The sequence below is a fragment of the Methyloparacoccus sp. NF-16 genome, from assembly GCF_056880625.1.
The window spans coordinates 944,890-957,788 of sequence record NZ_CP174130.1 but is presented as its reverse complement, the minus strand read 5'-3'; the positions used below and the strand labels follow the sequence as shown (position 1 = coordinate 957,788).

Annotated in this window: 10 protein-coding genes; 3 read left to right on the top strand and 7 right to left on the bottom strand. The window is 64.0% G+C overall.

From position 1 onward, the window contains the following. Position 1: 1 nt before the first annotated feature. Positions 2 to 406, bottom strand: coding sequence for a 6-pyruvoyl trahydropterin synthase family protein (locus ACH5N8_RS04670; protein WP_460027887.1), 405 nt, complete (start codon positions 404 to 406; stop codon positions 2 to 4). 41 nt (positions 407 to 447) lie between these two features. Further along, on the bottom strand, positions 448 to 744 hold the full coding sequence (locus tag ACH5N8_RS04665; RefSeq protein ID WP_483282703.1) for a hypothetical protein: 297 nt from the start codon (positions 742 to 744) through the stop codon (positions 448 to 450). 211 nt (positions 745 to 955) lie between these two features. Between ACH5N8_RS04665 and ACH5N8_RS04660 the strand changes: the two genes are divergently transcribed. Next, positions 956 to 1,969 carry a tryptophan--tRNA ligase gene (locus tag ACH5N8_RS04660; protein ID WP_483282702.1) on the top strand — a complete coding sequence of 338 codons (1,014 nt, stop codon included), beginning with the start codon at positions 956 to 958 and terminating at the stop codon, positions 1,967 to 1,969. Positions 1,970 to 1,978: 9 nt separating this feature from the next. Beyond that, entirely contained in the window at positions 1,979 to 2,998 is a 1,020-nt protein-coding gene (locus ACH5N8_RS04655) for an NAD(P)/FAD-dependent oxidoreductase (RefSeq protein ID WP_483282701.1), read from the top strand. 41 nt (positions 2,999 to 3,039) lie between these two features. On the opposite strand, the gene ACH5N8_RS04650 is transcribed toward ACH5N8_RS04655, so the two are convergent. From ACH5N8_RS04650 to ACH5N8_RS04635, 4 genes are all read right to left on the bottom strand, one after another. Further along, a complete protein-coding gene (locus tag ACH5N8_RS04650) occupies positions 3,040 to 4,563 on the bottom strand; it encodes a metallophosphoesterase (RefSeq protein WP_483282700.1) in 1,524 nt (507 codons plus the stop codon). Between the two features lie 98 nt (positions 4,564 to 4,661). Beyond that, complete coding sequence (locus tag ACH5N8_RS04645; protein ID WP_483282699.1) at positions 4,662 to 6,527, bottom strand: MAC/perforin domain-containing protein; 1,866 nt, start codon at positions 6,525 to 6,527, stop codon at positions 4,662 to 4,664. 228 nt (positions 6,528 to 6,755) lie between these two features. Continuing rightward, positions 6,756 to 8,213 carry a phosphatidylinositol-specific phospholipase C gene (locus ACH5N8_RS04640; RefSeq protein ID WP_483282698.1) on the bottom strand — a complete coding sequence of 486 codons (1,458 nt, stop codon included), beginning with the start codon at positions 8,211 to 8,213 and terminating at the stop codon, positions 6,756 to 6,758. 10 nt (positions 8,214 to 8,223) lie between these two features. Further along, on the bottom strand, positions 8,224 to 9,843 hold the full coding sequence (locus tag ACH5N8_RS04635; protein WP_483282697.1) for a hypothetical protein: 1,620 nt from the start codon (positions 9,841 to 9,843) through the stop codon (positions 8,224 to 8,226). 428 nt (positions 9,844 to 10,271) lie between these two features. On the opposite strand from ACH5N8_RS04635, the gene ACH5N8_RS04630 reads away from it, so the two are divergent. After that, the gene (locus ACH5N8_RS04630; protein WP_483282696.1) at positions 10,272 to 10,931 is read left to right on the top strand and encodes a response regulator transcription factor; all 660 of its coding nucleotides are present in this window, start codon (positions 10,272 to 10,274) and stop codon (positions 10,929 to 10,931) included. Positions 10,932 to 10,969: 38 nt separating this feature from the next. Here ACH5N8_RS04630 and ACH5N8_RS04625 read toward each other — a convergent pair whose 3' ends face one another. Next, positions 10,970 to 12,895, bottom strand: coding sequence for a sensor histidine kinase (locus ACH5N8_RS04625; RefSeq protein ID WP_483282695.1), 1,926 nt, complete (start codon positions 12,893 to 12,895; stop codon positions 10,970 to 10,972). Between the last annotated feature and the right edge of the window lie 4 nt (positions 12,896 to 12,899).

Sequence of the window (12,899 nt, the reverse complement as noted above, 5' to 3'; positions counted from 1 at the left end):
GTCAGGGCTCGGCGTAGCTGGCACAGGCGCTGGTCGTCTCCCACAGGGAGACCCGCTGCACATTCAGGCCCTGCGCCTTCACTTCCTCGTAGATCATGCGAGCAAGGCATTCCGCCGTCGGGTGTTCTTCCAGCAGCAGGAAGCGCTCGCCGGCCTGTTCCAGCGCCGGCACCAGCGGATCGTCGCGATGCAGCAACAGGTTGTGATCCAGCACGGTATCGATGTAGCGGTGCGCCACGGCGCTGATGTCGGCGAAATCGCACACCATGCCCTGTTCGTTCAGCGCCGGCGCGGCCACGGTGATCGCCGCCTTCACGCTGTGGCCATGCAGATGGCGGCATTTGCCGGGATGCGCCATGAGACGGTGCCCGTAGCAGAAATAGACGTCCTTGGTGATGGTGTACATGGGAAAAGACAAACTGGAGGAAGATCCGGGCAGGACGGGCGTCACTCGCTGCGAATGCCCTTGATGACCCCGGCGATCCGGAATTCGCCGCCGGGCTCGGCATCGCAGCGGCTGACCTCGATATAGGCCGTGAGCGGCGGCGACAGACCACGGACGGGGGCGATACGCACTTCGGCCGCCGTGCCCGGCTTCAGTGCCCGGGGGCCACGGAAGCGGATGCCGTCGCCACTGAGGGCGATGCCCTGGCCACTGCTGGCAGCGGCTTCGGCAATGGGACGGTAGGCCACCTCGCTGTTCAGGGGCATTTCCCCCGGACTGGCGGGGGGCTCATGGTTCACAGGGGTTCTCCGGACGGACATCAAAGCACTCAATTGTAATGCAGACCCGGCGCCGGGTCTCCGCCTGGGGCGGACCAGACTTGCCTCTGGCGCCAGACCGCAACCCGCGCTCTTCGCCCGCAACAGGCCCTGTGCTATTGTTCGACGCTTGCCGGGGACCGACCGTTCCCCTGACGATTCACCCATCGCTCACGTCCAGACCATCGCATTCATGAGCAGCAAACTGCATGTCCTGACCGGCATCACCACCACCGGTACGCCCCACCTTGGCAACTACGTCGGCGCCATCCGCCCGGCCATCGAGGCCAGCCATCGGCATGATGTGCTGCCCTTCTATTTCCTGGCCGATTATCACGCCCTCATCAAGTGCCAGGACCCCGAGCGGGTGCGGCAATCGACGCTGGAAATCGCCGCCACCTGGCTGGCCCTGGGACTGGATACCGCCAACGCCGTTTTCTACCGCCAGTCCGACGTGCCGGAAATTGCCGAACTGGCCTGGCTACTCAACTGCGTCACCGCCAAGGGCCTGATGAACCGCGCCCATGCCTACAAGGCCGCCGTACAGGCGAACCAGGACAGCGGCGAGAGCGACCCGGACAAGGGCGTCACCATGGGCCTGTTCAATTATCCGGTGCTGATGGCCGCCGACATCCTGATGTTCAACGCCCACCGGGTGCCGGTCGGCCGCGATCAGGTCCAGCACATCGAGATGGCGCGCGACATCGCCGGCCGCTTCAACCATATCTATGGCGAGCACTTCGTCATCCCCGAGGCCGTCATCAGCGAGGACACCGCCACCCTGCTCGGCCTGGATGGACGCAAGATGAGCAAGAGCTACGACAACACCATTCCGCTGTTCCTGGAGGAGAAGAAGTTCCGCAAGCTCATCAACAAGATCAAGACCAACTCGCAGGAGCCGGGCGAGCCCAAGGATCCCGATAGCTGCACCCTGTTCAGCCTCTACAAGGCCTTCGCCCGGCCCGAGGAAACCGCCGCCATCCGCGTCCGCTATGCCGAGGGCATCGGCTGGGGCGAGATGAAGGGCATCCTGTTCGAATACCTCAACGACCATCTCAAGGCCGCTCGCGAGCGCTACGAGGCGCTGCTGGAAGCGCCCGGGAAAATCGAGGAGGCGCTGCAGGAAGGTGCGGCCAAGGCCCGCGCCTACAGCGGTCCGTTCATGAAGGAAATCCGCGCCAGCATCGGCATTCGTCCACTCGGCTGAGGCACCCGCATGCACATCGTCATCATCGGCTCCGGCATGGCCGGCATTCTCCTGGCCGAGGAACTGCACAAGCTGTCCCCCGACACCCGGCTGACCGTGCTGACCCGGGAAACGCATGGCTACTATTCGCGCCCCATGCTTTCCCACGGCTTTTCACAGGACGATGTGGAAACCAGGATTGTCCTGAAATCCTTCGACGCCCTCCGGGCCGAGGGCATCGAGGTGCGTGCCGGCATCGAGGTCCTGTCCATCGACCGGCCATCCCGGTCGGTCACCTGCCGCCAGGACGGCCAGGAAGCCAGCATCGGCTATGACCGGCTGGTGCTGGCGCCCGGTTCGGACGCCTTCGTACCACCACCGTTCCGTGGCTCCGAGCAGCGGTTCCGGGTCATCAACAGCCTGGACGACCTCATCGCCCTGCGCCGGGAGCGCGCGGGCATCCTAGCCGGCGGCAGGACGCCGCGCTGGGCCGTCATCGGCGGCGGGCTGATCGGCTGCGAGGTCGGCTCCGATCTCGCCAAGGCCGGCGACCAGGTGGTGCTGTTCCATGCCCTGCCACGCCTCATGGAACGCCAGCTGGTGGAGGAGGATTCCGCCACCCTGCTGACGGTGCTGCAAGGCCTGGGCATCGAGGTACGCCTGAATGCCGGTGCCGAAGCCTTCGAGGCGGACGGCGACCAGTTGGCCATCCGGCTGGCCGATGAGCGCATGGGCGGATTCGACGGCATCCTCGTCGCCACCGGCTTCAAGCCGCGCACGGCGCTGGCCGAGGCCGCCGGCCTCGCGATCGGGCGCGGCATCCGCGTCGACGGCTACCTGCGCACCACGGACCCGGCCATCCACGCCCTCGGCGACGCCGCCGAATGCGCCGATGGCCGCATCTATGCCTACGTCATGCCCATCCGCCAGCAGGCCCTCTGGCTGGCCCGGTTCCTCAGCGGCCAGACCGCCGATCCCTGGCAGCCACCGGTCTTCCAGCCGCGTGCCAAGGTCCATGGCTTCAGCGCGGCGCATCCCTATATCTTCTAGGGAGCCGTCAGCGGCCTGATCGGCCGCCCCCGCCAAACACCCTACGGTTCCGGATGGGCCACCCGGGAAGCGCAGTCGAACGATCTCCCGGCCTGCTCGCATTGGGCGAATACCCTGCCCTCCGGGGTCATGTGCTGCCATCGCCATTCCCCCCTGCGCTTGCCGGGATGGAGTATGGCGTAACCGAAACGGACGTCCGTCCAGCTCGAGGTAGCCGTGGGATAAGGCTGCGTCACCCAGGCCGGCAGATCCTTGACCCCCGTCAGCGGCCCGCCCGCCAGCGGGAGCGAATAATCGACCTCCGTTTCAAGGTGGGTGCCGCCATTCCCAAGCACCAGCTGAGGCGGCTGTCCGGGTATTTGCGTGCTTTGCGCAAGATGAATATGACTGGACAGTATCAGGCTGTAGTTGTCCAGCAGCCCATAGGCGGCCGACTGGTTGGGGACGGACGTCCAAAGGGTGCAGGATGCCGCGCCAAGACAGAGATCGGGCGCGGTTTCATGGGCGATGCCGAAGACCGGCCGGTGGGTCAGCAACCAAGACTCGACACCCGCTTGCGGTGCCGTGAAGCCGGCTGCCTGGGCGAAGAAGGGACGGTAGGCCTCGGCCCAGTTGATGCCATAGGAAACGACATCATAATCACCACGCTTTTCCGGGCTGGCGGAATCGACGATTGCCAGGCGCAGCCGCCAGTCGGGACGAATCTTCAGGTCGGCAGACCAGCTGGGCGTAATGCTGTTGACTGGCACGGGACCGCCGGTGACGCTCGGCGCGCAGACATTGGCCGTATCCCGGCGCGGGTCGAAGAAGAGGAAATAACCGTTGCCGCCACGGCTGCACGCCTCATGATTGCCGCGCACCACCACCAGAGGGGCCGCCGCAAGCAATGGGCGCATCGGTATGAAGACGTCGGCCAGCCAGCTGTAATCCGTATCGGAGAACTTGAAGAAATCAGGCGCCGGTCCTTCGATCGGTTCCGGCGTCGAACCGCACCATTGCCACTGATCGGCCGGGCATGGTTTCTCACGGTAGAAGAAGTCCCCCAGGAACAGGACCACATGTGGCTTGCCCTCGGCAATACGTTCGGCCGTCCTGGCCAATGGCCACCTGTCGGGATTGCTGCAATCCTGCTGCCCCACCCGACAACCGGTGTCGCCCAGTACCGCCAGCCGCTTGATGCGAGACGGCATGTGCGCGGGGATGTCCCGGCCCAACACCCTTGCTGCCAGCGAGTGTCTCGGTATGGCCGCCTCGCAGACCCGTACGGCGGAAAAGGCGGGATAGGTGGTATCGGGCGGCCTGCGCTCGGACATCGGCACCTTGGACCAGGCCGTGCTCCCACCGCTGCCTTTTTTCACCCGCAAGACAGGACAGGTGCCCCCGGCGGGAACGACCGCCCTGGCCAGCAAGCCGGAGGGCACCTGCGCCACTGGCGCTACCAGCGTATAGGCAACAAAGACGTTATCGACCCGCGCATCGGCGGTCGCTGTGCCCTGTGGGGCCAACACGATAGCGGCGATCGTGAACAGGGCGATTCGAGTCATGCGTTCCAGGACGGTGGACATATGCGGCTCTGCGCGTGGTGTTTCTTGGGGCGATATTGCCCGGGACAGCCGGGCGTTAGGGAGAGACGAAAACGGTTGGCGCCGTGCGAACCAGCTCTTCATTTCGGTGCGATCCTGAACACCGCGCCCACGCGCTTTTCCTCGCCCATGCTTTCGATCAGGCAGGTCTTGCCGCGGGTGGCTTGCTGGTTGGTGCGTTTATAGCAAGCCGTGCCGGTCCACTCGACGAATTGATGGTCGAGGTTTTCCTCGTAGCGCAGGGTGATCGTGGTGCCCCTGGGGAAAGCCGCCTCGCACAGGCCCGGGCAGTCGATGCCCGCCGGTTCGCTCCAGACCCGGTTATGTCTGGTATCGCCCAGCGCTTCGGCCCGTTGCGCCGCCTTTTCAGCCCGGCGCGCCTCCGCGGGCGTGAGGATTTCCTGGGTGCCGACGTCGACATGCAGTGTGTAGAAGTTCGGCTCGGACGGCTCGACCTCCGCCGGCTGGATGGCACTTGCCGTGCTTGCCGATGCCGCGGTGCGGCCTGAGGCAACCCTCGCGCCGGTGCCGCTCAGCGCCTGATCCCAGATGTCGCGGGCCAGCGGACCGCCGGACCAGCCCTCGTCGCAGTTGCAGCTGAGGATCTTGTCCTGGCAAGAGGCATTCACGCCCTTGTCGGAATCCCAATAGTCGTATTCGGCCTCGCCGCGCACGAAATTGCGGCGTTGGAGGATTCCGCTGATGGCGCTGGCGTCGATGCAGCCGGGCCCCTCACAGTAGCACTGAAAGGCGAGTTCGCCGGGATACACCTTGCAATCGCTGTTCTCCCGGCAGCCGGTCTTGGATTGATGGCAGGCGAAATAATAGATGCCCAGACTGTCCGGACCCTGTGCGCGTAGCGTTTGAATGATGGCATTGCGCCCGTCGACCTGCCTGTTGCAGGCGTAGGCGCCAAAACCCTCGTAGGCCGCTTGCAACGCCACCGCCCGCTGCAGGTTCTTGCAGGCAGCCGAATCTTTGCCGGCCTGGCCGCAGGGCGCCCGATACACCTCCTGCAGCACCGACCAGAGCGGCAGGTAGCGGTAAGCGACGGGCTGATCGCCCAGGTGGGCGGCATCGATGAAATCCTGCAGATTTTTCTCGTTGAAATCTCTCAGCAGCGCCGTGCGGGTCGCGGCCGTGCCGCCGGCGATATAACGCTGATTGTTGGTGTCCTGGGTCGAGGATTCATAGCGCTTGCCGGCATCGATGATGGCGCAGGGCCTGGCGCTCCAGCCGCCCGTGAAACCCTCCAGCTCGAAACAGGCCTTCGCCTTGAGCGTATCGGTCGAGACGGTGCTGCCGGTCTTGCTGCTCACCCATTGCTGCACCCGGCTGCCGATCTGCTGCTGCACCTGCACATGCGAACCCCAGTTCTGCAGAAATTGCGTATAGCCGGCCCAGGTGAAGGATTCGCCAGCCTGTTCCGGGCTGGGCAGGGCCAGCGCCTCGAAAGCCGCCTGAAAGTTGGGGTCGAGATTGTCCGGAAACAGACAGCGGCTGGATTGATCGAAATCAATCAGGAGGTTGACCGAGGCAATGTCCAGAACCACCGACTTGAAATCCCCGGTCTGCACCGATTGATGTCCGGTGGTGGCATTGACCGTGCCACCGATATTCACCTGCTGCACCGGGAAACCGGCCTTGATCTCGACAGTGTTGTTCAGCGACTCGGTCAGCTGGCTGGCGCTCTCATGGGTGCGAAAGCTGCGAAAGCCCTCCTGATGATCGACCTGGGTAGCACAGCTGCCGATACGGGTGTCCTTGAAGACCGCTCGACCACCACTGTTGGCCTTGGCATCCAGGAGATTGGTCACGGGGAGATAAAACGCCTTGCCGAGGCCGGGACAGAGCCCCTCCGGGCAAGGCGGAGCCACCGCGGCGGCTTGCGCCGTCAGAATGGCTGAAAGCGCTGCCACCGTCGCAAACCGGCTGACGAATCGCATGAGGCCGCCCCCTCAGGAATGTAGGTAGAGGTACCGGCAGCCCCCCTGAGCGGGCTGCCGGTGAGAAAGGGGTGCCTCGAAAGAGTCCCGCCGAGAGCTCGCCTGCCGAATCAGGAATGCCTGACGGCACTTTATCGTTCCCGGCAACATCAAGAGAACAGGTACTTGATGTCCCCTCATGTCATCCTGACCGCGATGGCTCCGGCACTTGCCAGGCACCCCGGCCACTCAATTGCGCCTGCCCCAGCCGGGCGCAAAATTGGTGGAATACAGCGTCCTGGCCAGTTCCGGCGTCATGAAGTCCATGATGACCGTGCCGAAGTGGCCCGTTCTGTGGTTGATGGTGTAAAAGTCCCTGACCCTGAAGTTGAGGTTTTTCGAGAAATTATAGGGATTCGGGATGCCAAAATAGCCGCTTGAGAAATTCAGGTACCAGGGAGCCGAGGCATCCTTGACATCGGCAACCCTTGCCGACTCGGAAGCACTTGCAAACAGCCCCCACTTGTCGTTTGCCAGATAATTCTTGTAACCGTCCTGGACATAGAAGTGTCCACTTCGGGTAATGCCGACGCCATTGTCCGGCCAGCCACGGAACGCATCGATCCCGTACTGGGTGAGCGGCGCATCGTAACGGCGAATCAGCACGATGCGACCGCGAACGTTGGTGTTACCGTCCTCCACCGCCAGCCGTGTGCGGGTTGTGTTGACGCCCAGGGAAGGAATCCCGTTGCCGACATACCAATACTCCGGATTCTGGTCGATATAGCGCTTGATCGTCTCTTCGAAAGGCAAACTCTCATCCATCGGGGTATCTTCTTCCTTGACGGAAATCACGACCGTTTCGGTTGGATGAGTGCGCAAGAATCCGTAGACGGTATCCAGGAATTCCCCGCAACCCTGATTGAGATAGTAAGCGCCATGATGCAGGGCGCATCCCCCCTTGACGCGTCGCCCCCGCAGATCGAGGAAGCGCACACCCGCCATCAGCTGCTCGTAAATCGACATTTGCGGTGCGCCCCTGAAATCATCGGACCTCTGGCTGGAACGATCACCCAGGCCCATGTACTGGGCGATATAGAACGGCCAGCCGGCCCAATCGTTGCCCTGGTAGGCAGCCGAATCGTGTGTTCCGGGGATGGTGATCTGGTTCAGGCGGGTGGCATCCGGCAGCTGTCCCATCCAGGCGGTGCTGGGTGCCACATCCTGCCGGATCTCGAAGAGCCGACAGGCAGGGTCGTTATTGCAGGCGTAACCCTCGAGGAGAATCTGCGGGTGCGTATCGGTCATCCTGTCGCCGTACAGGGCATTGGGATTATCGCTCGATTGAAAGGCAAACCACGCACGCCCCAAGAGCATCATGCGGGTGGGATCCCCATCGACCAGGAAGGTGAAGGCAGGGTTGCTGTAGGCATTGACTTCTTCGCGGTTACAGCGCGTCTCGCCGGGAGCGATGCGCTGTCCCCTGAAGTTGTTGTCGGGGCGCGATATGCCATCCCAATCGAAATTGTCGATACCGGTCACATCCAGCTCATGAGCCTGGGCCGTTCGGTTGCGCACGCAGAGGATGGTTTTCTGGGATGCACCCAAGGCCAGTTCCGACATCGAGAGCATGACCAGTGCCAGGGCCAAAGTTTTTTTCTTTATCATCATACTAATCAGACAAATCCGGTTTTCCAATAGCGGCAATCAGCTGTGCTCAAAGCCCACATTCACCGTCGGGACAATCCGGGGTGAACATGATTTCAATGGTTTCCTTTCTGTTCCTGCACACAACCAGCGCATCTTCACTCGGCGGGGTTTCCACATCCGGGATGGCAATACATTGCAGGGGCGACTTGATGCCCTTGCCCAGCTGGGTATTGGACAGACGCTTGGTCTTGACCATGCGGGCTGCCGCTTGGCAGCTGCTGCCCCTCACCCGCAAGTTGGTCACCACCAGACGGGGATCCGTGTCGTCACCGACCTCCACGGGGCGCGGATCGACGATGAGCGTCCCGCAACTCTTCCAGTTCGCCTTGGCCAACTCGGCGGTCGTGGCGATGCTTGGCGTGTACTCGGCCACCGGCGCACCCGTTTGCCGGCTCTGCTCCAGCTGCGAGGCCGCTTCCTGATAAGCCTTGATCACCCATTCAAACGGCTTCTCGACCTCCGAGGGCGACTCGGGCTGCGCGACCGGCATAGCCGAGTTGAGCTGGGCCCGGGTTTTTCCACAATCGTTTGGCCGATCACTGGCGATCGCACAGATGATCCTGGCGCCCCGCTCGGCACCTTCCTTGCGGATGATCTCCGCCTGCAGATTGGTCCAGGCGATGCGTGTCTGCTGGATGGCCAGGTCGACGGCGCGCTGGGCGTTGCTGATGCCGAAATACTCCAGCTGGCCACGGGGCGTCCTGGGATTGGTTACCTTGCCGGTGATGAGATTGATATCGGACTTGTCCTTGTTGTTCTGCTCATGATTCGATCGGCTTTGCTTGGCGCATGAACCATCCGGGTAGCAACCACTGGACAAGCGTTCATCCGGAAGCACGGGCAAGTCCGGGGTATCCAGGCCAAGATTCCAGAACTCGGGGGTTTTTTCCAGGCCAAGGCCTGGAATGCTTTCCCAGGAGAGCGGCCAGGTCATGTTGAGATCCGCATAATTGCTATGCGAGTAGAAATCCTGCAAGGTATGCAGGGTATAGCCGAACTGCTGGAGCACCTGGCACTTGATGCGCCCCTTCGCGCCGTTGAACACGCATCCGAAGGACGCTGGCTGGGAAACATCGACGTTGCCCTTACCGTCCAGCATGAGATATCCCAGACTCGCCGCACCTTCGCAGCGAAACGTCCAGCGCAGCTTGTTGGTACCCGAATTCCGGCAGAGCGGATCGTCATAGCTCACGCCATTCGTCAGGATGTACTTGGCCCACTTGCGACATTCCTGCAATTTCCGGGTGGCTTCCGGCCGTGAGATGGGGTAGCCGGGACCGTTGTAGAAATCGGCCTTGTCGCAATGCCACCAGTCGGGCCCGCCGGACAGGTGCATGGCGATATCATCCGGTGCCGTCACGGCGGAGAAATACGCGAACGAGATTCCCGCCAGATTGTCCAGCGTCTTTCTTTCAAAACAGGGGGCAGGCTTGGTGAGGGGGTCATATTGGGAATCGCATCCCAGGGCGGCCTGAGTGATACGGTCATGCTCATTGTTCTGCCCCAGCGTCATGGCGGAGCCGAACGCCATGACCTGCTGAGAACACAGGCTGGCCAGGAAACACAGGATGAATGCGATCCCGCCGGCGACTCGCCCGGACTCGGGGGGGTGGATTTCGTTGCTCACGTGCTTTCCTCATTATTGTTGATCGGTTACCGACGCCCTGTTTCCTGAGGCCTCGTCCTTCGTCCGGGCATCTCCCCGGACATCGCCATCCCTCGCCTGTGACACCTTCCCTTGCCGTTCCGGCAGCTCCCCTCCCCATCCCGGCTCCGCAACCGATATCACCGGCATTCCGTTCGGGAGACCCGCCGAACGCGAGCTCACCCCGGGCTATGGGTGGCGAAGGGCAGCAGGATCGTTTCCCCGCGTAACCTGCCACATCCCGGCCTTGGCTTCCCTTACAAATGCTTACCAGGACCTTGCCCTGTGTGCCGCCAAGCCTTTGCGCGCCGTCGCGCGCCCCGGGCCAACCGTGAGCTGGAAGCGCCACGGCTGCCGGTGGTACGCTCAGCCCCCCCAACAGTCGGCCCATACCCCGAACCCGCAACGCAATGGCCTCCCTGATAGTGCTGGAAGATGACGAGGACATTCGTGAGGAGCTGGCGGACTTCCTCGCCTATTGCGGTCATCAGGTGCGGAGCGCGAGCCGCCTGGCCGACTTCTGGCCACTCATGGCGGAGGCGGACATCGCCATCCTGGACATCGGCCTGCCCGACGGCGACGGCTACGCGGCCGCCAGCCGCCTGCGGCAGGCTTCACCCCGGGTCGGCATCATCATCCTGACCGGGCGCAGCGCACTCGACGACAGGCTGCGAGGGCTTGACGGCGGCGCCGATCATTTCCTGGTCAAGCCCTTCCAGCTGCCCGAGCTGGCCGCCATTGTCGCGGCGCTGCTGCGGCGCGTCGGCCGGAGCTGGCGGCTCGACAGCCAGACCCAGCGGCTCATCGATCCGGATGGCCGGCAGCTTGACCTCAAGCCCTTTGAAATGCTGCTGTTTGAACGGCTGGCGGTCGCCGGAAGCGCGACCCTGAGCCGCAAGGAGCTGGTGACTGCGATGGGTTACCGCTGGGAGGACTTCGACCTGCGCCGGCTGGACACCGCCATCTGCCGCTTGCGCTCACGCTGGCAAAGCGTCACCGGCGAGCCGCTGCCACTGAAGACGCGACACCGTCACGGCTACAGCTTCGGCGTGCCGATACGCTGCGTCTGAGCTTGTGTCGCGGGACTGGCGCCGGGCCCGGCGGACGGTTATCGGTTCCGTTGCGGCAAGCGGAGGATGAAGCAGCAGCCCCCGCCCGGTTGGCTGCTGGCGGTCAGGGTACCGCCCTGCTGCTCGATCATCAGACGGGCCAGCGTCAAACCCAAGCCCGTGCCGGGCATGTCCCCGGCGCCACGGAAACCGGGTTCGAACAACCGCTCCAGCAATTCCGGCGCCAGCGCCGGCCCCTGGTCCGCGACCGCCAGCCAGATGCCTTGCCGATCATGACCGCCGCGAAAGTCGACCTGGGTACCGGCCGGCGTGTACTTGACCGCGTTGTCGGCCAGGCTGCGCAGGGCCAGGCGGGTCAGCCCCAAGTCGCAATGGCACACGGGCGGCAGGCCGCGGGTGTCGACGCTGACGACATGGTGGCCGGATACCAGCCGCGCGGCTCCGGCGGCATCCTCCAGCAGCTGGCGTGGATCGCAGGGCTGGCGCGACACCCCCCGGTCGGACCCGAGCAGGTCCGGGCCACCCGCTTCGTCGAACAGCGCCATCAGCCGCTGGCTCGCGCTACGGATACGCTCGAAACGCCGTCGGGTGGCCGCTTGCAGTGGCTCGGCCATGAGCAGCAGATTCTCGGCGGCGCTGTGGATGATGGTCAGTGGCGTGCGGATTTCGTGCGAGACGGTGGCAAACACATTCTGGCGGATCTGCATCCGGTAAGCCTCCGCCTCCATCTGCCGGTTGTGCTCGCGCAGTTGCCGGTAGCGATCACCCAGCCCCAGGGCCAGCAGCAGGAACTCCAGCGCGGAGCCGATGTTGACGGCATTGCTGGTCCAGGCATTGAAGGGCAGCACGGCGTTATCGACGGAGGCAAGCAGGAACACCGCCACGCCCAACCCCAGGCAGGCCCAGGCCCAGAGGAAATAGCGGGCGGCCCCCAGACCGCGTCGATAGACGACGATGCCGGTCGCGATCTGGAGCAGGCTGTTGGCCAGCACCAGCGCAACGTGCAGCTGGAAAATCGGCCGTACCGGGACGGCATGACCGAACTGGTCCAGCAGGGAACCCGCGGCGGGTACCAGCATCAGGCCGGTGATCGCCAGCAGGACACGATGCAGCCCCGGTGCCCGCCGCCGGGTTTCCAGAAATCCCATCGCGAAACGGGTCGCCGCGACCACGGCGGCGACCGGCACGACGAGATTCAGCAGGTTGTTGATCCAGGGTGCGCCCGGCCACACATGGAGATAGCCGTAACCACGATAGCCGAAGGCCCAGAGGGCCAGTAGCCCCAGGTACACGACGTAGTCGAAAAAGTGGCGGTCGCGAGTGCCGCAGTACAGCAGCCCGTTGTAGACGAGGATGGCAAGGATGGCGCCGAAATACAGGCCCTGCCACAGCAACAGCGCTTGCTGGCTGGCTACGAAGGCCTCCGGCTGCCAGAGCCGCAAGGGCACCATGTCGAATACCCCGTCGCGCAGCGCCAGCCGCAGGAGGACAAGACGGCTCTGGCCCGGGGGCAGCTCGACCGGGAAAACAAAGTCCGGTCCCGGCCAGGGCCGGGTTCCGACCGGCCGCTGGTCGCCGGTGCGCCAGCGCTGCCGTATCTCGCCCTGCTCGTCGACGAGGTCAACGTCCAGCCAGTCCAGCAGGGGCCAGCCGACCTCCAGAAGGCGCTGTGCCGGCCGCTGCCCGGCATTGCGCAACTGCCAGCGCACCCACCAGACTCCGGTCCGGTAACCCAGCGGCAACACCCCGGACACCACCCGCTGCCAGTTCCCACCCGGTTGGGCGAGAACCTGGGCGGCTTCCCATGCGCCGCCGGGGTCCGACAGCATCTCGATGTGGCCGGCGAATACGACGGTCCCTGACACATCCGCGTCCGCCTGCTCCTGCGCGACCGTCCCCGTGGACGCAAGCCCGAGCAGAACCAGGACCATGAACCATCGCCGCAGGAGCAGGCCGATCATCATCGCT

Coding starts and splice junctions, on each gene's coding strand:
- ACH5N8_RS04670 (WP_460027887.1), bottom strand. CDS start 406: ATGTACACCATCACCAAGGACGTCTATTTCTGCTACGGGCACCGTCTC.
- ACH5N8_RS04660 (WP_483282702.1), top strand. CDS start 956: ATGAGCAGCAAACTGCATGTCCTGACCGGCATCACCACCACCGGTACG.
- ACH5N8_RS04625 (WP_483282695.1), bottom strand. CDS start 12,895: ATGATGATCGGCCTGCTCCTGCGGCGATGGTTCATGGTCCTGGTTCTG.
- ACH5N8_RS04645 (WP_483282699.1), bottom strand. CDS start 6,527: ATGCGATTCGTCAGCCGGTTTGCGACGGTGGCAGCGCTTTCAGCCATT.
- ACH5N8_RS04655 (WP_483282701.1), top strand. CDS start 1,979: ATGCACATCGTCATCATCGGCTCCGGCATGGCCGGCATTCTCCTGGCC.
- ACH5N8_RS04630 (WP_483282696.1), top strand. CDS start 10,272: ATGGCCTCCCTGATAGTGCTGGAAGATGACGAGGACATTCGTGAGGAG.
- ACH5N8_RS04650 (WP_483282700.1), bottom strand. CDS start 4,563: ATGTCCACCGTCCTGGAACGCATGACTCGAATCGCCCTGTTCACGATC.